22 protein-coding genes are annotated in these 24,129 nt (G+C 62.9%); 12 read left to right on the top strand and 10 right to left on the bottom strand.

Annotated features, from left to right (window positions below):
- Positions 1–44: 44 nt before the first annotated feature.
- Together SO139_RS11065 and argC are read left to right on the top strand one after the other, a co-directional pair.
- Complete coding sequence (locus tag SO139_RS11065; RefSeq protein ID WP_498540054.1) at positions 45–725, top strand: FMN-binding negative transcriptional regulator; 681 nt, start codon at positions 45–47, stop codon at positions 723–725.
- A complete protein-coding gene (gene argC / locus SO139_RS11060) occupies positions 722–1,705 on the top strand; it encodes an N-acetyl-gamma-glutamyl-phosphate reductase (RefSeq protein ID WP_449380822.1) in 984 nt (327 codons plus the stop codon). The genes SO139_RS11065 and argC overlap by 4 nt, the downstream gene beginning before the upstream one ends.
- Positions 1,706–1,809: 104 nt before the next feature.
- Here the strand turns inward: argC and SO139_RS11055 are convergent, their stop codons facing one another.
- Positions 1,810–2,208, bottom strand: coding sequence for an MAPEG family protein (locus SO139_RS11055; protein ID WP_449380823.1), 399 nt, complete (start codon positions 2,206–2,208; stop codon positions 1,810–1,812).
- 65 nt (positions 2,209–2,273) lie between these two features.
- On the bottom strand, positions 2,274–4,082 hold the full coding sequence (locus SO139_RS11050; protein ID WP_449380824.1) for a PHA/PHB synthase family protein: 1,809 nt from the start codon (positions 4,080–4,082) through the stop codon (positions 2,274–2,276).
- Positions 4,083–4,331: 249 nt separating this feature from the next.
- Here SO139_RS11050 and SO139_RS11045 point away from each other — a divergent pair, with 249 nt between their 5' ends.
- From SO139_RS11045 to SO139_RS11005, 9 genes are all read left to right on the top strand, one after another.
- Positions 4,332–4,616 (top strand): hypothetical protein, encoded by a 285-nt coding sequence (locus tag SO139_RS11045; protein WP_449380825.1) that lies wholly within the window; start codon positions 4,332–4,334, stop codon positions 4,614–4,616.
- 247 nt (positions 4,617–4,863) lie between these two features.
- Positions 4,864–6,084: an LL-diaminopimelate aminotransferase gene (locus SO139_RS11040; RefSeq protein ID WP_449380826.1), complete on the top strand. Its 1,221-nt coding sequence runs from the start codon at positions 4,864–4,866 to the stop codon at positions 6,082–6,084.
- A 27-nt stretch (positions 6,085–6,111) separates the two neighbouring features.
- A complete protein-coding gene (locus SO139_RS11035; RefSeq protein ID WP_449380827.1) occupies positions 6,112–7,428 on the top strand; it encodes a homoserine dehydrogenase in 1,317 nt (438 codons plus the stop codon).
- Between the two features lie 157 nt (positions 7,429–7,585).
- Positions 7,586–8,587, top strand: a complete 1,002-nt coding sequence (gene glpX, locus SO139_RS11030; RefSeq protein WP_449380828.1) for a class II fructose-bisphosphatase — start codon at positions 7,586–7,588, stop codon at positions 8,585–8,587.
- Between the two features lie 79 nt (positions 8,588–8,666).
- The gene (locus SO139_RS11025; RefSeq protein WP_449380829.1) at positions 8,667–9,386 is read left to right on the top strand and encodes a haloacid dehalogenase type II; all 720 of its coding nucleotides are present in this window, start codon (positions 8,667–8,669) and stop codon (positions 9,384–9,386) included.
- Between the two features lie 294 nt (positions 9,387–9,680).
- On the top strand, positions 9,681–10,097 hold the full coding sequence (locus SO139_RS11020; RefSeq protein ID WP_449380830.1) for an ASCH domain-containing protein: 417 nt from the start codon (positions 9,681–9,683) through the stop codon (positions 10,095–10,097).
- A 167-nt stretch (positions 10,098–10,264) separates the two neighbouring features.
- Positions 10,265–10,435: a hypothetical protein gene (locus SO139_RS11015; RefSeq protein ID WP_449380831.1), complete on the top strand. Its 171-nt coding sequence runs from the start codon at positions 10,265–10,267 to the stop codon at positions 10,433–10,435.
- A 225-nt stretch (positions 10,436–10,660) separates the two neighbouring features.
- Complete coding sequence (locus SO139_RS11010) at positions 10,661–11,011, top strand: response regulator (RefSeq protein ID WP_498540053.1); 351 nt, start codon at positions 10,661–10,663, stop codon at positions 11,009–11,011.
- Between the two features lie 67 nt (positions 11,012–11,078).
- The gene (locus tag SO139_RS11005) at positions 11,079–11,513 is read left to right on the top strand and encodes a response regulator (RefSeq protein WP_449380833.1); all 435 of its coding nucleotides are present in this window, start codon (positions 11,079–11,081) and stop codon (positions 11,511–11,513) included.
- Between the two features lie 122 nt (positions 11,514–11,635).
- Here the strand turns inward: SO139_RS11005 and SO139_RS11000 are convergent, their stop codons facing one another.
- The 8 genes from SO139_RS11000 to SO139_RS10965 form a co-directional block, all read right to left on the bottom strand.
- Positions 11,636–12,886, bottom strand: coding sequence for a hypothetical protein (locus tag SO139_RS11000; RefSeq protein ID WP_449380834.1), 1,251 nt, complete (start codon positions 12,884–12,886; stop codon positions 11,636–11,638).
- Positions 12,887–12,907: 21 nt separating this feature from the next.
- A complete protein-coding gene (locus SO139_RS10995) occupies positions 12,908–14,485 on the bottom strand; it encodes a CHAT domain-containing protein (protein WP_498540052.1) in 1,578 nt (525 codons plus the stop codon).
- A gap of 35 nt (positions 14,486–14,520) precedes the next feature.
- Positions 14,521–17,433 (bottom strand): PAS domain S-box protein, encoded by a 2,913-nt coding sequence (locus SO139_RS10990; protein WP_449380836.1) that lies wholly within the window; start codon positions 17,431–17,433, stop codon positions 14,521–14,523.
- A 422-nt stretch (positions 17,434–17,855) separates the two neighbouring features.
- Positions 17,856–18,041: a hypothetical protein gene (locus SO139_RS10985; RefSeq protein ID WP_449380837.1), complete on the bottom strand. Its 186-nt coding sequence runs from the start codon at positions 18,039–18,041 to the stop codon at positions 17,856–17,858.
- 122 nt (positions 18,042–18,163) lie between these two features.
- On the bottom strand, positions 18,164–18,523 hold the full coding sequence (locus tag SO139_RS10980; RefSeq protein WP_449380838.1) for a hypothetical protein: 360 nt from the start codon (positions 18,521–18,523) through the stop codon (positions 18,164–18,166).
- Positions 18,524–18,579: 56 nt separating this feature from the next.
- Positions 18,580–19,305 carry a PDZ domain-containing protein gene (locus tag SO139_RS10975; RefSeq protein WP_498540051.1) on the bottom strand — a complete coding sequence of 242 codons (726 nt, stop codon included), beginning with the start codon at positions 19,303–19,305 and terminating at the stop codon, positions 18,580–18,582.
- The gene (locus tag SO139_RS10970) at positions 19,277–20,509 is read right to left on the bottom strand and encodes a serine hydrolase domain-containing protein (RefSeq protein ID WP_498540050.1); all 1,233 of its coding nucleotides are present in this window, start codon (positions 20,507–20,509) and stop codon (positions 19,277–19,279) included. Before SO139_RS10970 ends, SO139_RS10975 begins: the two co-directional genes overlap by 29 nt.
- 408 nt (positions 20,510–20,917) lie before the next feature.
- The gene (locus SO139_RS10965; RefSeq protein ID WP_449381736.1) at positions 20,918–22,006 is read right to left on the bottom strand and encodes a methyl-accepting chemotaxis protein; all 1,089 of its coding nucleotides are present in this window, start codon (positions 22,004–22,006) and stop codon (positions 20,918–20,920) included.
- Between the two features lie 268 nt (positions 22,007–22,274).
- Here SO139_RS10965 and recJ point away from each other — a divergent pair, with 268 nt between their 5' ends.
- Positions 22,275–24,116 carry a single-stranded-DNA-specific exonuclease RecJ gene (gene recJ, locus SO139_RS10960; protein ID WP_498540049.1) on the top strand — a complete coding sequence of 614 codons (1,842 nt, stop codon included), beginning with the start codon at positions 22,275–22,277 and terminating at the stop codon, positions 24,114–24,116.
- The last annotated feature ends 13 nt before the right edge of the window (positions 24,117–24,129 follow it).

The raw sequence follows: 24,129 nt of genomic DNA, 5'->3' as shown, positions 1-24,129 counted from the left end.
TCTGATCCGGCGGCCCCTACAAGGAGCCCCGGCAGGAGACCACGATGTATACACCGCCCTTTTTCAAGCGGGACCGCGCCGCGAGCCTCAAGCTTGCGGACGAGCGCGGCTTCGGCACCATCTGCGCGTGGGACGGCACCAGGCCGATCGCGTCACAATTGCCGTTCTATGTGAGCTACGCCGCCGACGGCACGCCGCACGCCGCCTTTCATGTTGCCCGTCACAATCCGCTGGTAAAACTTGCGGACGGGGCGACGTCCTGGCTGCTCGCGGTCAATGGTCCGGATGCCTATGTATCGCCGGACTGGTACGTCTCGCCGGACCAGGTGCCGACCTGGCTCTACCAGTCGGTGCATCTGACCGGGCCCGTGCGGGTCTTGTCGGACGTGGAGCTCAGCGTGCAGATCGACACGCTCAGTGCCAAGTTCGAGGAGTGGCTGCTGCCGAAGAAGCCATGGACCTCGGCGAAGATGGCAGCGGGGCGACTCGAGGCGATGAAGAAGGCGATCGTGGGTCTGGTCATGACGGTTGAAGAGGTCGAAGGCAGCTTCAAGCTCAACCAGCACAAGTCCGAAGCCGACTTCGCCGCGATCGCAAATGCGCTCGGCGATGGCGATGCCGACGCGAAAGCGATTTCACGATTGATGCGGCAGACGCGGCCGCAAATCTTCACTGATCAAGTCATTGCAGATGACACGAACAAGCTCGAAAGGAGCGCGACATGAGCCTCGCTGAGACCAAACAAGCCCCGACGGTCGGTGCTGCCACCAAGAAGCCGGTCGTCTTCGTCGACGGCGGCTCCGGCACGACCGGCCTTGGCATCAACGAGCGGCTCAAGCTGCAGGGCGACGTCGCGGTGAAGACGATTGCCGACGACAAGCGCAAGGATCCCGCGGCCAAGAAGGCGCTGATGGAGGAGGTCGATCTCGTCATTCTCTGCCTGCCCGACGACGCCGCGAAGGAGACGGTCGCGCTGGTCGACGGCATGGGCGCCGCGGCTCCGAAAGTGCTGGACGCCTCGACCGCGTATCGTGTCGCGCCCGACTGGGCCTACGGATTTGCCGAGCTCACGCCCGATCAGGCTGGCAAGATCAAGGCCGCCAAAAAGGTCTCGAATCCCGGCTGCTATCCGACCGGCGCGATCGCGCTGCTGCGGCCGATCGTCGATGCCGGCCTCTTGCCACAGGACTATCCCGTCACCGTCAACGCGGTGAGCGGCTATTCCGGCGGGGGCAAGTCGATGATCGCGAGCTTCGAGGACGGCAGCGCACCATCCTTCGAGCTCTACGGCCTCGGCTTCGAGCACAAGCATCTGCCGGAGATGCAGCTCTATTCGAACCTGACGCGGCGGCCGATCTTCATTCCCTCGGTCGGCAACTACCGGCAGGGCATGCTGGTCTCGGTGCCGCTCCAGCTCGACACGCTGCCGGGCAAGCCTGGCGGAGCCGATCTGCAGGCCGCGCTCGCCAAGCGCTACGCCGGCTCGAAATACGTCTCGGTGATGCCGCTTCAAAACGAAGCAACCAAGGCGGGGCGGATCGAGCCGGAGGCGCTCAACGAGACCAACCAGCTCGAGCTCTACGTCTTCGCCAGCGACAAGTACCACCAGGCGGTGCTGGTCGCGCGCCTCGACAATCTCGGCAAGGGCGCCTCGGGTGCGGCCGTGCAGAACATGCGGCTGATGCTGGGATTGCCGGAGGAGTAGGGATTGTCGTCATTCCGGGGCGCGCACAGCGCGAACCCGGAATCTCGAGATTCCGGGTTCGGTGCTGCGCACCGCCCCGGAATGACGTCGCAACGGTCGTTCGATCAGAGCAACTGGAAGATCGCCAGCGCCAGCACGGCCTGGGCGATGAAACCGACGGTGAACGCGAGGGTGCGGAACACCGGAAGTCCCAGCGCGTAGACGATCAGATGCGCGACGCGGGCCCAGAAGTAGACGGCGCAGGCCAGCACCGTCCATTTGCTCGAGTAGTCGATCGCGTTCAGGATCAGCACCAGCGGTGCAAAGATCACGAGGTTCTCGACCGCGTTGTCATGCGCGAACATCAGCCGGTTCGCCCATTCGGCATGCGGCTTGTCGCCCCGCGAGGGATTGGCCATCGCGCCCGAGAGGCCGCGGACCTGGCAGCGGTTGATGATGTAGGGGATCCAGAGGATGCCGGTCAGGATCACCGTCAAGGTCAGCCAGAACAATTCGCGCGTCATAGTCCGATCCCCACTTTATTCGCCGTGTCGAAGAGGGAGCTTATACAAAAGCGCGAAAGATTCCGCTACGCGCGAACGCGGACGTAGCTGCCGGGTGCGTCCTCGATCGGCGGCACCGCCGCACTGCCGACGGGACGCGCCGGCACCTCCTCGGGGTCGAGCCCACCCAGCCATTCGCGCCAGTCCGGCCACCACGAGCCCTTGTGCTCCTCTGCGCCCTTCATCCACTGCGCGACGTTGACGTCCTTGATGTTGTCATTGGTCCAGTACTGGTACTTGTTCGAAGCAGGCGGGTTGACGACGCCAGCGATGTGGCCCGAGCCCGACAGCACATATTTCACCGGACCGCCAAAGAACTGCGAGCCGTAGAGCACCGATTCGGCCGGCGCAATGTGGTCCTCGCGGGTGGCGAGATTGTAGACGGGCACCTTGACCTTGGAGAGGTCGAGCAGCGTGTTGTCGAGCACCATGCTGCCCGTCGACAGCCGGTTCTCCAGGTAGCAGTTGCGCAAGTAATAGGAATGGTTCGCCGCCGTCATGCGGGTTGCGTCCGAATTCCAGTGCAGGAGGTCGAAGGCGCTCGGCTGCTGGCCCTTCAGATAGTTGCTGACGACATAGGACCAGATCAGGTCGTTGGAGCGGAGCATGTTGAAGGCCATCGCCATCTTGGAGCCTTCGAGCACACCGGCGGTCTTCATGTCGTGTTCGAGCGCCGAGATCTGGTTCTCGTCGACGAAAACGAGCAAATCGCCGGCATGGGTGAAGTCGACCTGCGCCGCGAAGAACGTCGCCGAAGCAACGCGCTGGCGGCGCTTCTCGGCAAGCCAGGCCAGCGTGGTCGCGAGCATCGTGCCGCCGACGCAATAGCCCGCGGTGTGCACCTTCATCTCGCCGGTCGCCCGCTCGATCACGTCCATCGCCTTGAGCGGGCCTTCCTTCATGTAGTCTTCCCAGCTCTTGTCGCCGAGCCGCTTGTCCGGATTGACCCAGGAGATCACGAACACCGTGATGCCCTGATCGACGCACCATTTGATGTAGGATTTTTCCGGCTTGAGATCGAGAATGTAGAACTTGTTGATCCAGGGCGGCACGATCAGGAGCGGTGTGCGCAGCACCTTCTCGGTGGTGGGCTCATACTGGATGAGCTGCATCATCTCGTTCTGGTAGATCACCTTGCCGGGCGTCGTCGCCATGTTGACGCCAAGCTCGAGATTGTCCGGATTGGACTGGCGGATCTTCAGCATGCCCTTGCCGGCCGCGATGTCCTCGGAAAGCATTTGCAGGCCACGCGCCAGATTGTCGCCGGAGCTTGCGACCGTCTCGCGCAGCACCTCCGGATTGGTCAGCACGAAATTCGACGGCGACAGCGCGTTGGTGAGCTGCTGCATGTAGAACTCCGCCTTGCGGCGGGTGTGCGGATCGAGGCCGTCGGCGTCGTCAACCAGTTCATGCGCGCGCTTGGTGGTGAGCAGATAGAGCTGCATCATGAAATCGAAGAACTGGTTCGATTTCCATTCCGGATCGGCGAAGCGCTTGTCGCGGGGCGAGGGCACGATCGCGGGCGGCGCGTCCTCGCCGGCCATGCGCCGGGCCGCCGAGCCCCAGAGGTCGAGATAGTCCTTGGCAAGCCGCGTCTGGAGCTCCGAGGACCGTGCGTTATCTGACAGCCAGTATTGAGCGACCGCAGTGAACGTCTTGACCATCTCGGTCAGTTCGGGCGGCGGCCGGTCTTGGACCTCGCCGGTTTCGCGCGGCTTGAGATAGGCGGCAAGCGCCTTGCCTCCGCTTTCCATCGCCCGCGCGACGTTCATCGCGAAGGCTTCCGCATCGAACGTCTTCTCGGGTGTGGGCGTTTCGGTCGTGACGGTACTCATGACGAGAACAGTAACGATTCAAACCGCGTTCGTCACCGCGAAGCTCGCACCATCTAGGGTTAATCGTGCGCGAACATGTGCTGCACTGCGATATAGTTCTTGGTTCTGTCACAATCAGGGTTCACCACGGCGTCAGGGGCCTTGGATGTGGTCGGCTCACGCCATTGAGGGCAGCAATGGTTTGAGCTGAGGCTGGCTGTTGGAGTAAGCTCCACCGGCCGTGCTGTTGGGACGAGTAGGGGATTCCCAGTGTTGGCGTTGAGGGACCGACAGACGAGGCGGCTTGCGCCGTGCGCGCTGCTCATCATTGCGTTTACGCTCGGCGGATGTTCAAGCCAGATTGCTGACTTGACGCCCGCTGACACGCAGCCGCATCCGAAAGAGGCGGGTGGCTATCTGCCGGTGCATGATCTGCCGCCGGCGCGCGACGAGGCGGTGATCCCGCCGGATCAGCGCGCCAAGATCGAAGCCGAGCTGGCCGCCGCGCGCGACCGCCAGGCCGCGGCGGCGGCCAAGGATGCGAACGGCAAGTAATTCCGATCCAAGTAGCCCCGAGCTTAAGCAACCCCCGCGCCAACGTAATCGCTGGCGCGTCCGCGTCTCCGTGCTAAAAGACCTCATTCAGCCGAAAGTCAGGGTGAGGGAGTTCAGTCCCTGCCTTAAGGATCTTGCTCTAAGCATTTGATTTGGAGCGATTTTCAGGCAGGGTCCGGTATCCTCTCGATTGTAGTGTCGAGGCCGCCCGATTCTGCCCTGGCCGGTTGCTCGGAGCCTGGAACCCATGGAAGAATTTTACCGTATCCGCCGTCTGCCGCCTTACGTATTCGAACAGGTCAACCGGGCCAAGGCGGCCGCGCGGAACGCCGGCGCCGACATCATCGACCTCGGCATGGGCAACCCGGACCTGCCGGCCCCGCCGCATGTGCTGGAGAAGCTCAAGGAGACCCTCGGCAAGCCGCGCACCGATCGCTACTCCGCCTCGCGCGGCATCCCCGGCTTGCGCAAGGCGCAGGCGGGCTATTACGCCCGCCGCTTCGGTGTGAAGCTCAATCCGGACACCCAGATCGTCGCGACGCTGGGTTCGAAGGAGGGCTTCGCCAACGTCGCGCAGGCGATCACCGCGCCGGGCGACGTCATCCTCTGTCCCAATCCGAGCTATCCGATTCACGCCTTCGGCTTTTTGATGGCGGGCGGTGTCATCCGCTCGGTGCCGTCGGAGCCGACGCCGCAGTTCTTCGAAGCGGTCGAGCGGGCCATCGTCCACTCGATCCCGAAGCCGCTCGCACTCGTCGTCTGCTATCCTTCGAACCCGACGGCCTATGTCGCGAGCCTCGACTTCTACAAGGACCTCGTCGCCTTCGCGAAGAAGCATGAGATCCTGATTCTGTCCGATCTCGCTTACGCCGAGGTCTATTTCGACGAGAACAACCCGCCGCCCTCCGTGCTCCAGGTGCCCGGCGCGATGGACGTCACCGTCGAGTTCACCTCGATGTCGAAGACCTATTCGATGGCCGGCTGGCGCATGGGCTTTGCGGTCGGCAACGAGCGCGTCATCGCAGCGCTTGCCCGCGTGAAGTCCTATCTCGATTACGGCGCGTTCACGCCGGTTCAGGTTGCCGCGACCGCGGCGCTGAACGGCCCCGATGATTGCATCAAGGAGATGCGCGACACCTATCGCAAGCGCCGCGACGCGCTGGTGGAGTCGTTCGGCCGCGCGGGCTGGGAGATCCCGCCGCCGGACGCGTCGATGTTCGCATGGGCGCCGCTGCCGGAAGCCTTCCGCAGCGTCGGCAGCATGGAGTTCGCGACCCTGATGGTCGAGAAATCCGGCGTGGTGGTATCGCCCGGCGTCGGCTTCGGCGAGCATGGTGAAGGATATGTCCGCATCGCCATGGTGGAAAACGAGCAACGGATCAGGCAGGCCGCGCGCGGCCTGCGCCGCTTCCTTGAAAGCGGCATCGAAACGTTGCACAACGTGGTTCCGCTCGCCAATCGGCGTTAATTCCTTCCGGCAGGTTTTCGAAGCATTATGGTCGCACCCCTGAAAGTGGGTATCGCGGGGCTCGGCACTGTGGGCGCCGAAGTTGTCCGCTTGATTGAAACCCAGGCCCGCGTGCTCGCGGGCCGCAGCGGCCGTGGCATTCGCGTCGTCGCCGTCACCGCGCGCTCCAAGGCGAAGAAGCGCGGCATCGATCTGCGCGGCGTCGAATGGGCCAAGGATCCGCTCGCGCTCGCTACCCATCCTGGTATCGACTGCTTCGTCGAGCTGATGGGCGGCGCAAGCGACCCCGCGCTCTCTGCGGTCGAGGCGGCGCTGAGCGCCGGGAAGTCCGTCGTCACCGCCAACAAGGCGCTCCTTGCCAAGCACGGCATCAAGCTGGCGAAAGCCGCCGAAAAGCACGGCGGTGCGCTGAATTTCGAGGCAGCCGTCGGCGCCGCGATTCCCGTCATCAAAACGTTGCGTGAAGGTCTCGCCGGAACCGGTATCAACCGCGTCTACGGCATCCTCAACGGCACCTGCAACTACATCCTGACACGGATGGAGCAGGAGGGCCTGTCGTTCGCCGAATGCCTGAAGGATGCGCAGCGGCTCGGCTATGCTGAGGCCAATCCGTCCTTCGACGTCGACGGCCACGATACCGCGCAGAAGCTCGCGATCCTGGCGAGCCTCGCCTTCGGCACGAAAGTTGCTCAAAGCGCGGTGTATGTCGAAGGCATCTCCTCGATCGCTCCGGAAGATCTTCGCGCGGCCGCCGATCTCGGTTACCGCGTCAAGCTGCTCGGCGTTGCCGTTCGCACTGCCAAGGGCATCGAGCAGCGCGTGCATCCGACCATGGTTCCAAAGTCGTCCTCGATTGCGCAGGTGATGGGCGTCACCAATGCGGTCACGATAGATGGCGAGGGCATTCCGCCGATCACGTTGGTCGGCCCCGGTGCGGGCGGTGCCGCGACGGCCTCTGCCGTGGTCGCCGACATCGCCGACGTAGCGCGCGGCATTCGCGCCAATCCGTTCGGCCGGCCGGTCGCGCAATTGCAGGATACCAGCAAGGCGCCGATGGAGCGGCACGAGGGCGGCTATTACATCCGCCTGCTGGCGCGTGATTTCCCGGGCACTGCGGCTGCGATCGCCACGAGGCTCGCCGAGCAGAAGATCTCGATCGAATCCATCGTGCAGCGCCATCCCAATGGCGGCCCCGCGCAGACCGGCGGCAAGGCTGTGCCCGTGCCCGTCATCCTGATCACCTATGCGACCCATGAGGACGCCGTCCGCCGCGCGCTTGCCGCTGTTCAGCACGACAAGGTGATTAGCGGACGGCCGCAGGTGATCCGGATCGAGAAGAACTAGAGCATGATCCGGACCCGGATGGCCGCATTAGCGCAAAGCGTGCAGCGGTTTTCCGATAAGATCATGCTCAAACAAAGAGCGGTTCGAACCGAACCGACGCGTCACGAATTGATGCGGACAGATGTCCGCTTGGGCTAGGTTTTGAAGGAGTGAGCCAATGTCGACCCATATTGAAGTCCCCCCGCATGCCTTGCTCGAGCGCATTCTCACGCTGGAGATCGTGCGGGTGACGGAACGGGCGGCGGTGTCCTCGGCGCGATTGCGCGGCCACGGCAACGAGAAGCAGGCCGACCAGGCCGCGGTCGACGCGATGCGGCGCGAGCTCAACAAGCTGCCGATCCAGGGCACCATCGTGATCGGCGAGGGCGAGCGCGACGAGGCTCCGATGCTCTATATCGGCGAGCAGGTCGGCCTCAAGGCTGGCCCCCAGGTCGACATCGCGGTCGACCCGCTCGAGGGCACCACACTGTGCGCCAAGAACATGCCGGGTTCGATCGCCACGATGGCGATGGCCGATGGCGGCACGCTCCTGCACGCGCCCGACGTCTACATGCAGAAGCTCGCGATCGGTCCCGGCTACGACAAGGGCGTCGTCGAGCTCGATGCCTCGCCGGCCGATAACGTCCGTCGTCTCGCCAAGGCCAAGGGCGTCAAGCCGGAAGGCATCACCGTCCTCGTGCTCGATCGTCCGCGCCACGCCGACATCATCCAGGGTGTGCGCTCGACCGGCGCTGCCGTGCGCCTCATCACGGACGGCGACGTCGCCGGCGTGATCCACTGCGCCGACCCCGATAATACCGGCGTCGACATGTATCTCGGCACTGGCGGCGCGCCGGAAGGCGTGCTCGCCGCCGTGGCGCTGCGCTGCATCGGCGGCCAGATGCAGTGCCGCCTGATCCTTGACTCCGACGAGAAGCGCGAGCGCGCCGCCAAGATGGGCGTCAACGATCCCAAGATGATCTACGGCATCGAGGACATGGCGCGCGGCGACTGCCTGTTCGCCGCCACCGGCGTCACCACCGGCTCGCTGCTCTCGGGCGTCAAGTTCCGCAAGGACGGCGTGATCGAGACCGAGACCGTCGTGATGCGCTCGGTCACCGGCACCGTGCGCTACATCAAGGCCGAGCACCGGCAGCTCGAGAAGTTCCATCTGGACTGAGCAAGGCAACAACAACTGCCGTCATTCCGGGGCGCGACGCAGTCGCGAGCCCGGAATGAGAGCGAGGAGGGAAGCGCACATGTCCGATCTCTCCGCCGTCAAAGCCCTCGTCTTCGACGTGTTCGGCACGGTCGTCGACTGGCGCACCAGCCTGATCACCGACTTCATGTGGTGGGCCAAGGGCCGCGGCGTCACTGCCGACTGGACCGCGCTGGTCGATGGATGGCGGGGGATGTACGTCGCCTCGATGGACGACGTGCGCAAGCACCCCGAGCGCGGCTATGTCATCCTCGACGACTTGCATCGCCGCTCGCTGGAGAAGCTGGTCGAGAAGTTCGCGATCAAGGGCCTTAACGAAGCCGATCTCGATTACCTCACCAAGGGCTGGCATCGCCTCCACCCCTGGCCCGACAGCGTCGCCGGCCTGACGCGGCTCAAGACAAAATTCGTGATCTCGCCGCTTTCGAACGGCAACGTCGCGCTGCTCACCAACATGGCGAAGTTCGCTGGCCTGCCCTGGGACCTCGTGATGTCCGCCGAGCTGTTCGAGCACTACAAGCCCGATCCCGAAACCTATCTCGGCGCCGCGCGCCTCCTCGGCCTCAAGCCGGAGGAGGTGATGATGGTCGCCGCCCACAACGGCGATCTTGCGGCTGCGCAGGAGAATGGCCTCAAGACCGCGTTCGTGGCACGGCCGACCGAATACGGCCCCCATCAAAAGGTCGACTTTGAAGCCACCGGCAAGTGGGACATCGTCGCCAAGGACTTTGGCGGGATCGCCGATCGGTTGGGGTGCTAAAGCGGGATGGCCAACGGCGCACCTTGGTTGGCGCGATCAGGGAGCCACACCTCATTCGCTCCGGCGGTTCCGTATCGCCCGATAGACCGAGGCGCCCTCCAGCGCGTCAAGCTGGACGGCCATGGTCCGCCATTGGTCAGCCAACTCCCGGAGAGTGTACGCCGTCAGGCGATCGGAGGCCCTGCTGGCCATCTCCTCGCATTGGTCGGCTTTCATCTTCATTTCATCGGCGCGCAACATGAGTGGCAATGAACGGGCGCAAACAGCGTTCCAAAATTGCCAGTTGAGATGACCATGAGCAAGACAGTCCCAGAACGGTATCGGCACCTTCGGACGTTTGCGTTCGGCGACAGTCCTGCGCTCGCCGATGCATTGCTCGAACTGGTCATCAAGGGCATCAAGACCGCAACTTGCAGCACCGAAGACGAGCCGAACACCTCGACGCCCGGTGAGCGTTGGGTCGTGCTCGACGGACGCGGAGAACCGCGCTGTGTCATCGAAACCACCGAGGTCACGTATCGGCGCTTCCATGAAGTCGACGCCGCTTTTGCCTACGATGAAGGGGAAGGCGATCGGAGCCTGGCCTATTGGGCTTGTGCCCATCGTACTTATTTCGGCCGGCTCGGACGATTCCAAGAGGACATGATGCTGATGTGCGAGCGCTTTCGTCTGATCGAGGTGTTCGACGATCTCCCACAGTCCGAACAGTAGCTGACGTTGCTTGCACGTGGCCGACCGAACGCGCTCGCTTGAAGGGCGCCAATTTCAGAGCCACCGGCATCTTGGATCTTGTCGTCACAGATGGGCGGCAGCACCGATCGGCTCGGGTGCTGTCACGCGGGCGTAGGAACGTCGGAGGTCGGCCCTGGTTGCCGATCATGTCAGCCGTGACAAATCTGCTTGCTCGAAGGCAACAGTTGCTCAAGCAGCTCGAGAGTGGCGCGTCGGAAGTGTCACGCCAGCAAGCCGAGCGTCAGCTCGAGCAAATCGATACAGCGCTGGAGTTGCTGGAGTGGTTGGCCAAAGGCAGAGATCACAAGAAGCCATGACCCTCAATCCGACAGAGGGCGGCCTGCGGTTGGTCCACTGGCGTGGCGGACGCTGCCCTTAACCCAGTTAAAGGCGACTCGACCATTCTATGGCTATTGCACGAGGGAGTTACCGATGCGCCTCGGAACCTTCGTCGTCGGGATCGACTTGGTTCATGCTAGCTTACTGAGGCAGATGCGAAAGTGAACACAGGCGGGATGCTGGAACCGGTCGCAGACAGCTCCATGAAGCGTCCGGTACTTGTGGTGGACGACGATGTCCTGGTCCGCTCAATGATCGCGGATGTTCTGCGAGGCGCGGAGTTGGTCGTCATCGAGTGCGGCGATGCGGACGAAGCCCTGGAAATCCTGGGGTCGGGAATAGCCGTGGCGCTCTTGCTGAGCGATGTTCGCATGCCGGGTTCGATGGACGGCGTTGGTTTGGCGAAAGCTGTTAGAACCACGCATCCCGATCTCAAGATCGCCCTTACGTCTTCGGAGCGACCTCCGGAAGATGCTCTCTGCGATGAATTCTTCGCCAAGCCGTGGGATGTCGGCCACGTGATCAGAGGCGTCAAATCCCTGCTGAACGGCTAGGAACACTCCAGCGCTGCGCCGGTTAGCCGGCATGGACGTAGGACCAGACACGAAGACGCGGACCGTCTTGCTCGCCGAAGATGACGTGCTGATGCGCATGTCGCTCGCCGAGTTCCTGCGCGGATGTGGTTATCGCGTGCTGGAAGCCAGATCGGCGGAAGAAGCCATTGCGCTCATCGAGGCTGACACGTTCACTCCCGAAGTCGTTGTGAGCAATGTAGAGCTCGCCGGCGATGGCTTCGGTATCGCGAACTGGATCCGAAACAACGCGCCGCATCTTACGCTGATCCTGACCGGTACGCCCAAACGCGCAGCCAATGTGGCAACGTCGCTTTGCGAGAATGGACCGCTGCCCCCGCCATATGATCCGCAGCTATTGCACCGCCGACTGTTGCGCTTGATTGCAAGCCGGAAGTCTCTTGGAGGGGACCGAAAGCGCAACGCGCTTCAAGCGGGAATGAAGCCTGATGCGCCAGCGACGGGCGCGATGTTTAGAGGATGATATCGGAAAAGTGTGGAGCGGTGTTCCCTCGCGATAAACGCGGAACGCGTTTGCGCGGAGATCACGCTCAAACAACACCTAAAGTGCGATGACGAGTCATCCTAATCTCATCGCGCTTTAGATTAGTTGGGGCCACGCTGTGTCGCCGCTCGGTCGAACGCACGAGCGAGCGTGGTGGCTGCGTTCGCGTCAATCGTCGGCACCTGGTCGAGCGTCTTCTTGAGCTCGGAGGCTTCCAGTGCGAAGAGCTTGTCCGGGTCCTCGGGCGCATTCTTCACCCCCGCGAGCAAGCGCTGCCGAACGCCTCCCAAGACTTCTGTCACGGCCGGCGCTCCGTTCGCCGTCTCCTTGAGTCCGAGCAGCAGGGGGACCCGCGCCCCACGATGTGTGTCCTTTGGCGTCATCCGCTCCTTGAGCTTGTCGAAGCTGGTTTCGTAGGCACCAATAGCGACGATGCGATCGTTCTCGGCCAATTCGGGTGAGGTGATCACATCGGCTCGCAGGTTCAGCATTTGCTCTTCGGCCTTCTCAAAATCCCGTTTCATGGTGTTGAGTGCGACATCTCGCCAACGCTGATGAAAGCCGAGCTGCGTCAGCGGATTGATCGAGTCAGGCCCGTCGGGCAGGAGGGTGGCCGTGTGCTCGATGGCGAGGAGGCAGTAGTCAAGTCCGGAGATGCGCCGGCCGTCCAGAAGAAGTCTGTTGTCCGTCACCGTCAGGCGGCTTGCCGTGGCGTCGTCCAGAGTGGATCCTGCGACCAGCAGATAACCGCTTTGACCGAGCGTGTTCCCATCGGCATAAGAAAACAGCGGTGTGACGATGTTCAGCCCGAACAGGCCGGCGATACGGTCATAGACCTTTTCCGCCACTTTCAAGCCTTCGGTTGCGCCCGGAACGAGCCCGGTCTGCGAAGTCAAGTCCGCGGCGAGTTGCAAGACCTGTTGGGCGATGTCGTGGAAGGGCAGGCGAAACAGTCCCACGAAGAGGGAAAGGTTATCCTGCTTCATCGGAGCCCGCCTGACGGCATAAATGTTCTTGAATTCGATATAGCCCGGGGTGGCACCTGCGGCCTTGAGCTGGGCAGCGATCTCGTCGTTACTCAGGATCGTGGGTCGGCGCTGGCGTTCACTGCCGAAGCTGAACTCTGTGAGCACGACCCCGAGCGGAAGAAACGAATTGAAGAATTTTCCGCCCTCCCGCAAGTTCATCTCGACCATGCGGACGCCGAAATAGCTCGCCTCTGGGACGAATGCCTTGCCCGTCGCAATTGCGCTGCTGCCACTGGCGGATCCGACATAGCCGACGAATGGACGCTCGAGCCCCCGGCTTGACCAGTGATCGACGGTGTCCCTCAGCGTGGTCCAGAGCGTCATGGCTAACTCCCCATCCGCGAATTAGGACCTCATTGCCCAGTCCGTCGACTGGGCGAGCAAAATGGGCGAGATCCAGATCGGACTCTCCTCGTCATGGCTCAGCCCTTCCCAAGAGGTGCGGCAGGCCCTGCGGAAGGCAAGGCAGACGGATTGGGTCATGCACAGCTCGTTGTAAAAGGCCCTCGCGAAGTCCGGCGCGCGGTCATCCTCGACATTCCAGCGGAAACCCAGGGCATAGGGAATCCCATTCATGACCAATTGTTGCACGCTGCCCTTGGAGATGCCGCGGCACGCCGAAAGATAGACGAGCCTGGTGGCCGAAAGGCCGTGATGTGCAGCCAACTTGTCGAGCTTCAGCCCCATCGCTTCCTCTGGTTTCTCGCCGGGCAGGATGAGGGTCGCGCTCTTTTGGCCGTCGCTCCAGGCGTGGCCGGCGTAATGCAGGATTGTCGGCTGCACCTCGTGGATCCGGGCAAGTAGATGCGTTGCTGCCTTGCCCGGCGGTGCCTGGGACAAGTCGACCTCCTTGACGTCGAAATGGTCGGCTTCTCGCAGCGCGCGCAGGTATTGCAGCTCAATGTCAATGTTGCCGAGCTTATCGAACTGCTTTCCATCGTACGTGACACGCTCGTATTGCTTCGCAGGGTGTTCTCCGACCTGCGAGCGAACGAACAGCAGCGTCGCTCCTCGTGGGATACGTGTCTGGGCGGCTGGCGCCCTGAGCCGAGCTGCGGGTGGTATGCGTCGGACGATCGGGGCGTGGAGAAGCACGAATGGCCCGTTCTCCTCGGTCCGGAGATAACGAACGCTTGCTTCAAACGGTGCGGGATAGAAGTCCGCATCATTGATCACGAACCGAAATGACAGCCCCTCCAGCCCGCCGGCCGCATTCTCGATCTGCGAGAACAGTTGCTCACCAACAGCCTTGACCACGAAGCTCTTGAACAGCCGCGTCCCGACCACGCGCGTCTTGTCGAGCCAGCTCCTGGGCAAGCTCGTGCCGATCCGGTACGCGGGGTCGGCGCAGTCTTGCGGCATCTCGTCCCGGGCATAATCCTGGGCGACGGACTTGAGATCTTCCAGGTCGCTGACCGTATTCCAGCGCAGCATGGTGGCGCCATCGCCGACGCCCAGACGGCATTCGACCTTGCTGCTTTGGATCTCCGTCTCGATCACGCGAAAGCCCCCTGGGATCGCATTCGTGTTATCGGGGCGTCCGGTGAGCATTGCGATGAACGGACGCAGAATCCTATGCTGATGCAGCTGGAGCGTGTCCATCGGCAACATCAGGGCGTTGCCTGTCGCCGTGCATTCGGCCTCCAGCTCTGCGCCGGCGGCGAAATTCGGAACGATGACCAGGACGGGCGTACGGGGCTCGCGGGCTCGCACGACCTCGAAGACGCTCCGCGCGCCGCGGGTCGAGCGCGTATCCCGCCGCGCGCGCGGATCTATCGGCAACTCGGCGTCAAGGACGAGCAGCCCGGGTTCGCCGGCGGTGATCCATTCGCTTGTCTGGTCCGCGGTCTTCAGGGGTTTGGCATGCACGTCATCCCGCGCGATGTCTGCCGCGTGCAGGAGCCTGGACAGCGTGTCGAACATATCCTGTTCAGCAGTTGCTATCGCAATCTTGGCGGTCATGGCGCGGCCTCCTCGGTGCACAGCGGCAACCTGATCTCAAATCCCATGCCGTGTTGTTCGGTCAACGTGCCGCCGTGCTGCCCGACGGACATCTCAATTGCCTCAATCGCGACACTGGCCATTTCCCGGGCCCGGATTTGACTGCGCTCGATGGGGTCTGCAACCTGGCTTTCAAGAGCCTGAGTAGCAAGTTCAGGCAGGTGCATGCGTATCAAGACGTGACGCGGCGAACTCTCCGCGATTTCGACCGTCAGCTTGTCGGTCAGGGTCACGCGCAGCATGAGCAGGGAGCCCAATGCCGAGCGGAACGCAAAGCTTAGCCGCTCGGGCCAACCCTTCACGAGCACACGCGCGGCAAGGTCGATCTTGTCGATGATGGTGACTGCCTCCCGATCTTCCTGCGGCAGATTGTCGATGTCCCGGTAGAGGGCTTGCAGTACGTCGAACTCGATTGGCGCATCCCGTGGTGTCTGCTGGACGGTCAGACGGTCGGACAACCGTTCGAAAGTGAGATCGGCCTTCAAGAGGTGATTCGCAGCCTGGTCGAGCAGCCTGGCGCAGTCCTGCATCTGTTCAGGCTCGCGCAAGCGGTTCTTGGCGCTTCGTAACAGGCCGTCGGCCATCAGCAGGGGAGCGCGAGTCTGACGGGCGACGGCGGTGACCGTCTCCTCCAGATAGTGCAAGTCGCTCTCCCGGCTTTGGTCGGCGAGGTTGGTAAAGAGCCAGAGATGATGGCCGTAATCGTCATGGAGCGGATCGCAGTTTGCCAGCGTCGCCACCTCGACACGAGGCTCGGCGCCTATGAGCAGACGGATGCGGATGCGATGCTCGATGCCCGACTGGGCCAATGCCGTGCAATCCTCGTCGCGGGCGCCGAATGAAGCGAGCCGTGCGCCTCGGACCTGCCCGAACATGACTTCGGCGGCACGGTTCAGATCACGAATCTCGCCGACCGCATCTACGATTATGGCGACCTGCTCAATTCTATCCATGAGCCGCTTTTCGATCGTTTGGTGCCAACGGGCGGCGAAAATCTGCTCGCAATCGGCGGCCAGTCCGCGGGCGGCTTCCCGATCGGGTCCAAGGAACGCATTGAACTCGGAGGATTCAAGATCCAGAACCATCTCGATCTTGCCGTTCACGAACAGCGGCACCGTCATCGCCGACCTTTGATCCGGCGCAGTGCGAATGAAGCCGTAGTTTCGCTCGCAATCGGTGACGTCAGGGGCGACCAGGATCGACTGTTCGGCCAGGCAATGGCCAAGCATGCCTGCGGATAGACCCTGCGTGTATTCTTCCCGACTGCCGGCCTCCCTGACCAGGAGATCCCGGTCATTTTCGCAATGCTCAGCGAACAACACAAAGCACGAACGAGCGCGGTCGACCCGGAATACGCCGACATATTCCCAGCCAAAGCAATGCATGGTTCCCTTGGCCAGGAGTTCCGCGATCGCGTGGGTGCTGAGGGCCTTGTTCAGGTCGTCCCGGAGTCGTCGCTGAGCGAGGGCGCGGGAGCGTTCGATGGCTGCGTCCGCGGCCTGCAAGACTTCCTCGACGCCGAGATTGTGCAAGGTTCGCAGATCGGCTGCAGTGAATTTGTGGGTGCGGCTCAGCAGGCACAACGCGCTCCGGAAGCGGCCGCCGGCCTCCCGGATCGGCAGCACGATCATCCTGTCGAGCCCGTCGCGAAGGATGGCCTTGCTGACGGGATTCTCCCTCTCGTCCGGGTTAAGGCGCTCGACGAACAAGCGCAGATCGTTGTCCCAGGTCTGTCCTTGCTTGAGCCAGTCGATCACGCCGGGCGAGACTTTGAACCAGCGCGTACTCCACTCCCATTGGGGCTGCGGCACGATCGCGTGTGCCCGCCAATGATCGCATGCCTCGTTATAGATTCCGAACGTGGCCATCTCGAACGGTATGACTTTGCGGATTGCGGCAAGCGTCGCCTCGATGATTTCCTGCGGATCCTCGTGGTCAACCAGGATGGTCTTCAATTGCTGGCGGGCGAGATCTTCATCGAGCGGGGCAAAGAGCAGCCGGAGTCCGGCGCGGCCATTCGGCCCCTCCTGATAGGGCGCTCCACTGATCCTGGCGGGTTTGGATTGCCCGTCACTTGTGCGGAGTTTGACGAAATCAGAGAAACCCGTCAGCGCATCGAGCCATTCCGCTTGTTTTTCGCCAGCATCTTCCCCTTCGAGCTCGAGTGCCTCGGACAGTAGCATCTTCTTGAGGTCGGCTTCGGAGAAGCCAAGAATCTGGGTGGCGCGCTCGTTGGCAAACCGAATCCTGCCGCTCAGGTCTGTGCGGAGGACACCGTCCTGTAGAGCGTCAAGCCGGCTTCGCTCGGCGCTCTGATCGAGCAAAAGAGCGTAGTTGCCCTGCTGACCGCTTTCATCGCGTAATGGTCCGATCTCCACCCTGACCTGAAGAACGGTACCGCGGGATTGAATGTCCACGCGCAGGCTCGTGTTTGTTTCGGCCTTGAGAGCCGCACAGATGTCAGCAGCGCGGCTTCCAAAGAGGACGGGGAAGGGGGTGCCATACGTGTCCGGAGCAAGCCTGTCGAAGGCGGCGTTCGCGTAGATGATGCGACCGTCGTTGCCTAATTCGACAAAGGGGATTTGGCTTTTGTGCACAGCTTCGTCGAGCGCATCGTAGCGATCGGACAGCACATTGAGGACAGCGCACTGCGATTGAAGGATCTTGTCTATGGTTGAAGTATCCAGCCCGTGCTTCAGGGCCAGCATTTGGGTCTGTTCGTCGATCAGTGGCTGCAGTGCACTTTTCAGGCTCGTTCGCCGACCGCGAAGCGCTCCGATCACATGTCGCCGTATGCTTTGCTCCGTACTCAGGAGGTCGCGGGCCCGAACATCCAGGACGGGCGATAGTGTCGAGCTGAACTCAGGCATGGCAGCCTCACACACTCAACGTTACGCGAACGCTTACATCGATTTGACCTTAAACAGACTTCAATTGCATTTGCGTCGATTGCGTCGATGCGATTGTGGCCAGGACGAAGGAGGAGGCCGGTTGTCACCGGCCGGGACTCACAGGCCAAGGCTCCAAAGGTCAAGGCTCCAAAGGTCAAGGCTCCAAAGGTCAAGGCTCCAAAGGTCAAGGCTCCAAAGGCCAAGGCTCAAGGGCCAACACTCGCCACGACGTCGTCCGGCTGTAGTCTAGGCGAAATACGACCTTCGAATGTGTTAGCTAATTCACAGATCAGGCTCCCAAAACAGAGAATTTCGGGTCCGAGCGGCACCTCGGCGTTCCTCGATCTTTTTCGAGGCGTAGCCGTCGCAGGGCTTTCTGGTGGCCGCGTGTAGCAAGCAACTCAGCGACGATGGCCAATCGGGAGGCCGAGCTTCAATGCCTTTTGGCGTACCGAGCCTTCCGTTCGCTTCATCTGTTTTGCTATCTTAACAACAGGCGTCTTTGCCTTTGAGTGGGCGCGAAGTTGCTTGACGTCGGCTGCGGAGTATTCGCGGCGAATAATTCTTTTCTTGGCTTTCTTGGCCATCACGACTTCCTGTTTTTGGGGAGGGCGCTTCCTAGCACGAAGGGCCAAATTGGCAATGCATTTTGGGCCATGTCACGCCGATGCGCGCGGATTGACCATGCGATCTCGGAGTGATCAGCCAATCAGCCGCAATTCCAGATCGGTCCGATTGGTGTCCGCGTCCAGCACGGGCCAAAGGTGCCGTTGTTGTAACGGCCATCATAGAAGCCGGGCCGGCCAAAATAGTGCCAGTTGCCGTCAAACCCGTAATAGCTGGGGACCGGGTCGATGTACCAGGGGCGCCGGCTGCTGCGCGCCATGCGACGCACCGCGGCCTTCTGCGCATAGGGCGGAAGGCTGTTGCTCGGCGGCTGGTGATAGCCCGGCAAGAAGCCGTAGCCACGCCAGACTGGCGCCGGCCGCTTGTGACTTGCCGCAGCCGGCGCGACGACCGGCAGCAGCGACAGAACGACGGCGATCGATGGAAACACGAGGCGCGACATCAGCAGACAATAGACGGTCGATTGTGGGGAGGCGATTCAAATCGGAGTGCTAGCCTCTATGGGACGAGCGCGCCCCGTTGCTCCAACGGTCCCGGATTGAGGACCGCGCCGTTGACCTTTCCGGCCTCGTCGCGACGGAAGGCGATCCGTGTGTGATCGCCGCTTTCGACGTGGAATTCATCTTTTGACAGGGCCGCCAGCGGCGTCGGCTGGCCCTTGTCGAAATCGAGGATCGACCAGGCGCCTGTTGCCTCGACGACGAGCTTGCCGTCCGCAACACCGACTTGAAGCGCGACACTGCGCGACGGAACTGCCTCCCGGGCAAAGGCGACAACGAGCGGATCGGTCTGCTTCGCGCGGATGATCTTGAGCTTGATCATCGCGTTTGTCGGCCCCGAAATCCGGCGAAAGGCCGCTTCCAGGCTCATGCCTCTGGCCGAGACTCCGTCGATCGCTGCTATGAGGTCTCCCGCCATGACGCCGGCCCTCGCGGCGGGGCCGCCGCCAACCGGTTTGATCACTCTTAGTCCGTCCGTCTCCACGACAACGGACTCAAGGCCGGTCCAGCCGTTGCCGTCCGCGACCGCGACTTGTCTGTCCAGCGGGCTTGCGGATCCGCCGAAAACGTAACGTCCGACATAGTCGGTGAGAGCCGCGGCATTCGACTGCTCCGAGGCGACGGGCGTGGGAGCTTCGGGAATCTTCAACGCCGCGTAGGGCAGGCGACGGATGGCGTTGAAATAGAAGCCGTTCTCACTGAACTGGCTCCGCTGCATCATCATCACCAGGATCAGCTTCTGGGCCGGATCGATCGAGAAGAACGTGCCCCAGCTTCCCTGCCAGTTGAAGCTGCCGACCGCGCCCGGGATCAGGCTGAAATCCGGGTTGGTGCGAACGGCGAAGCCGAGCCCCCCAACCGGTCCCGAAAGCCGGGCCCACCTCGTGCCCTGCGAAATGGATGTCTGACGGCATCGAGTTCGTCGTCATCAGCCGGACCGTTTCCGGCTTCAGGATGCGCACGCCGTCGAGCTCGCCGCCATTGAGCAGCATCTGGCAGAAGCGCAGGAAGTCGGGGGCCGTCGAAACGATCCCGCCGCCGCCTGAAAAGAACGTCTGCGGATGCGTGACGTCGCCATCCGAAAGCGGCGCGGGCTGCGCGCCCGGTACGGCCACGAGACGGGCGAGCTTGTCCTCCGGCACGTGGAATCCGCTGTCGACCATGCGCAGCGGCGCGAACAGGCGGTTTTGCAGAAACTGGTCGAATGTCTGACCCGAGACGACTTCAATGACACGCCCGAGCACGTCGTAACCGATCGCATATTCCCAGACTTCGCCCGGCTGGTGCAGGAGCGGGAGCGTGGCAAGGCTGCCGACGAAGGAGGCGATGGGCTTGTCGCGTCGGAACGGCGCCCTGGCGCCGTAAAGCGCGTGGATCACCGCATTGCCATATCCGGGATCGGCAAAGTCGGGCCCCGTATAAACGAGGCCGGACGTGTTGCGCAGGAGGTCCCGAATGGTCATCGGCCGCTTCGCAGGTTCAAGCGCGATGAGGATGGCATCCCCGGTGGCCGGATCGGTCTTGACGACCTGAATGTCCCTGAGCTCCGGCAGATACTGCGCCACGGGCGCATCGAGCTCGAGCTTGCCGTCATCGACCAGCATCATGGTCGCGACACTGGTGACCTGCTTGGACATCGAGCCGATGCGGAAGATCGAATCCGCCCGCATCGGAATTGTCTTGTCGTGATCCGCAAAGCCGGTCGGCTGCAAATAAGCGAGCTTTCCGTTGCGGGCGATCGCCACGACGAAACCGGAGGGATCGTCCTTCTTGGTCTGCGCCTCGAACCAGGAGGTGATGCGCGCCAAACGCCGAGCCGAAAAGCCGAGGCTGTCGGGATCGCCAACGGTCTGCAAGTCGTCGGCCAGTGCTGCACCCGTCAGACAGAGCATGACCACCGCCATGCATGGGGCCCGGACGATTTTCATGGGAGAGCGCTCCCGAACCGTGATTGTCATGATGGGGCCTCACGGCCGGAGCCGCCGTTCGGCTCGATCGTCGCAGATGAGCCTTTAGCCCGTAACAAGCCCATTCTGCTCTCGAAAACCATCGACGACCAATGCGGCATCGTTCCTGCAACGGAAACCGGTCTATACGTTACGTATCGTAACGCTACATTTAGCCGCAAGTGCCGTCAACGTTCGGCATCTCTACGTGCGTCTGTTTTGGTGTTTTCTAGCGCACGGTGGCGTGACCCCAGCGAACTCTTAGCAATCGTTGCAGGTGTGCCACTGTTTTGCCCGACGGGTCAACCGATTTTCCGAAATGCAACGCGTCTTACCAACAACCCCGGCTACTTTGCTTGGGGTTGTTTTACGAGTTTTGCTTCCTAGGCCTTACGCCCCGCAGATGATCACGCCGTACCAGCCGAGCCCGCGGTAGGTCTCATAGCCCGGCGTGGCGTGGAAGGCGACGAGGGCGCCAGTGCGGTCGTGATAGAATCCGGAGCGCTGGCCGTTCATCGATAGCGAGACGCGCTCCGACAAAATGCCCTGGCCGTCGGATGCGGCGATGACGCGCAAGTTCGAGTCGACCAGCAGCACACGCGCCTTGTCGCTGTCGCCGACGCGCACGCCCTGCACGATGGCGCGGGCCTGCGACTCCCAGTCGAAATGGATGGCGAGCACGCCGATTGGTGCGCCATTGGCCTCGCCGCCCGCGCGGACGCTCGCGCAATAGGTCGCAACCTGCGCATTGCCGAGCAGTGGCTGGTTCTCGACGTCGCCAGCGACGTAATCGTCGCCGGAACGCAAGGTGCGCGCCTCACGAAACCATTTCGTGTTGGCGACGTTCTGGCCGACTACGCGAAAACGGTCGGCGCGGCCGTTGGCGATCACGTTGCCGTCGAGGTCGCAGAGCCAGAGATCGAGATAGACGGTGTAGGCGCCGAGGATGACGCCGAGGCGCTGCGAGGCGTGCGAAACCGCCGCCGCGCTCGGGGAGGCGGCGCAGTCGACCACGGCGGAGTCGGTCGCCCACCAGCGTACGTCGCAGGTGCGTTCATAGAGGTTGCGGTCGATCAGCTCGATGGCATTGAGCGACAGATCGACCATGCGCTCGCCGCGCGAGCGCTGGCTCATCCGCTCGATCGAGGAGACGAGATCGCCGGTGCGTTTCGTCAGTTGGGTCTCGAGCTCGCGTGCGATGGTCTCGACTTGCTGGCCGACGCCGCGCACCTCCTGCGCCACCACCGCAAAGCCCGCGCCTTGCGCGCCGGCGCGCGAGCTTTCGATCAGCGCGTTCAGCGCCAGCATCTTCATCTGGTTGGTGATCTGCTGGATCGATTTGGTCTTGTCGACCGCGATCTGGTTGACCTCGGCCGTCAGGCGGTTGATCAGGGCGGAGATGTCGGAATTGTCGTCGGCGGCTTCAGGATTGGTTCCGGTGGGAAGCGGCTTGGTCTTCAGGGCCAGCGCAGCAGACATCGAGGGGATTCCCTTGCAATGAAGTCTGACCTGCAATGACCCGGAACTAAAAATTACAGATCGAATACGGGCCTTTTTCGAGGATTCCGCCTAACGCCCACTTAATTTGCTGCCGCCCCGACTGCTCAAATGATAATCAGATCGCATACGGATTCGGCAATCCACCGCTTTATTCGGCCCGGACATTGCAAATGGCTCGAGTTTCCCGGCGGAATCCTGATCGCCATAGCCACACGACCTGATCTGAACTCATCGAAGCCGCCGAATCATGATGCCGTCTGCCACCGCGTTGCCCGTCGAGCTGCCCCAGGCGTTCCTTGGCGTTACGCGCTCGCTCACCGACAAGCTCTGGCGTGACCGGCTGGACGCGCGCGGGGCGGCGAGGGCGCTCGCCATCGTCCAGCGCCACCAGCTGCCGGAGCTTTTGGCGCGGGTGCTGGCGGGGCGCGACGTCGACATCGACGCGGTCAGCGACTTCCTCGATCCGACCATCCGCAAACTGCTGCCGGACCCGTTCACGGTGACGGAGATGGAGGCCGCCGCCAAGCGCATCGCGGAGGCGGCGGTGCGGGGCGAGAAGGTCGCTATCTTCGGCGATTACGATGTCGACGGCGCGACCTCGGCCGCGCTGCTCGCCTGGCACCTGCGCCATTGCGGGCTCGATCCCCTGATCCACATTCCTGACCGCATTTTCGAAGGCTACGGCCCGAACACGGAAGCGGTGCGGGCGCTTGCTGCGAAGGGCGCGACGCTGCTCGTCACCGTCGATTGCGGCACCACCAGCATCGAACCGCTCGCCGAAGCAAAACGGCTCGGCATGTCCGTGGTGGTGATCGATCACCATCAGGCCGGCGCGGAGCTGCCGGCGGTCGACGCGTTGGTCAATCCGAACCGGCTCGACGATCTCTCCGGCCTCGGCCATCTTGCCGCCGCTGGGCTGGTGCTGGTCACGCTGGTCGCGGTCAATCGCGAGTTGCGCCAGCGCGGCTTCTGGACGTCCGAGATGCCCGAGCCCGATCTCCTGGGCATGCTGCATCACGTCGCGCTCGGCACGGTGGCTGACGTGGCGCCACTGATTGGCCTCAACCGCGCTTTTGTCGTCAAAGGGCTGATCGCGATGCGGCGGCGCGACCATGTCGGCCACACCGCGCTGATGGACATCGCGCGGCTCAACGGTCCGCCGGAGGCCTGGCATCTCGGCTTCATGCTGGGACCGCGCATCAATGCCGGCGGCCGCATCGGCCGCGCCGATCTCGGCGTGCGGCTGCTGCTGGAAGGCGATAGCGTCGAGGCCGCACGCATCGCGGCCGAGCTCGACCGCCTCAACGGTGAGCGCCGCATCATCGAGCAGGCTGCCGAAGCGCAGGCCGAAGCCGAGGCGCTCGCCTCGATCGGCCTCGAGGATAAGCTCGGCGTGATCGTCACGGCCTCCGAAGGCTGGCATCCCGGCGTGGTCGGCCTCGTCGCCTCCCGCCTGAAGGAGAAGTTTTCGCGGCCCGCGTTTGCCATCGCGCTCGAGCCCGGTGGCATCGGCACCGGTTCGGGCCGCTCAATCGCCGGCGTCGATCTTGGCAAGGCGGTTCGGCAGGCTGTCGCCGATGGCATCCTGCTCAAGGGCGGCGGGCATGCCATGGCCGCCGGCGTCACGCTGCGCAAGGAGAAGCTCGCCGAATTCCGCGCCTACCTCGAAAGTGCGCTCGCGCGCGACGTTGCGGAAGCACGCCACGTCAACGAGCTCTTCATCGATGGCGCGGTGTCCGCGCGCGCGGTGACGCCCGAACTCGCCAACACGCTCAATCGCGCCGGCCCATTCGGCAGTGGCAATCCGGAAGCCGTGCTGGCGCTGCCGGCGCATCAGCTCGTCTATGCCGACGAGGTCGGGCAGGCGCATTTGCGGTTGCGGTTCAAATCGGGCGACGGCGCGATCGTCAACGGCATCGCGTTCCGCTCCATCGGCCAGAAGCTCGGCAACGCGCTTCTCGCCAATCGCGGCCAGCAGTTGCACGTCGCGGGCGCGCTGTCGCTCGACCGCTACCAGGGCGCCGAGCGCGTGCAACTTCGCGTCATCGACGTCGCCTTGCCTGACCAGGGGCCGCAAACCATCCGATAGGCGCACCAACAAA

It is taken from the genome of Bradyrhizobium sp. UFLA05-89, from assembly GCF_059803475.1.
Note: the sequence above shows the minus strand (reverse complement) of the source record. Positions and strands in the feature narration are given on the sequence as shown.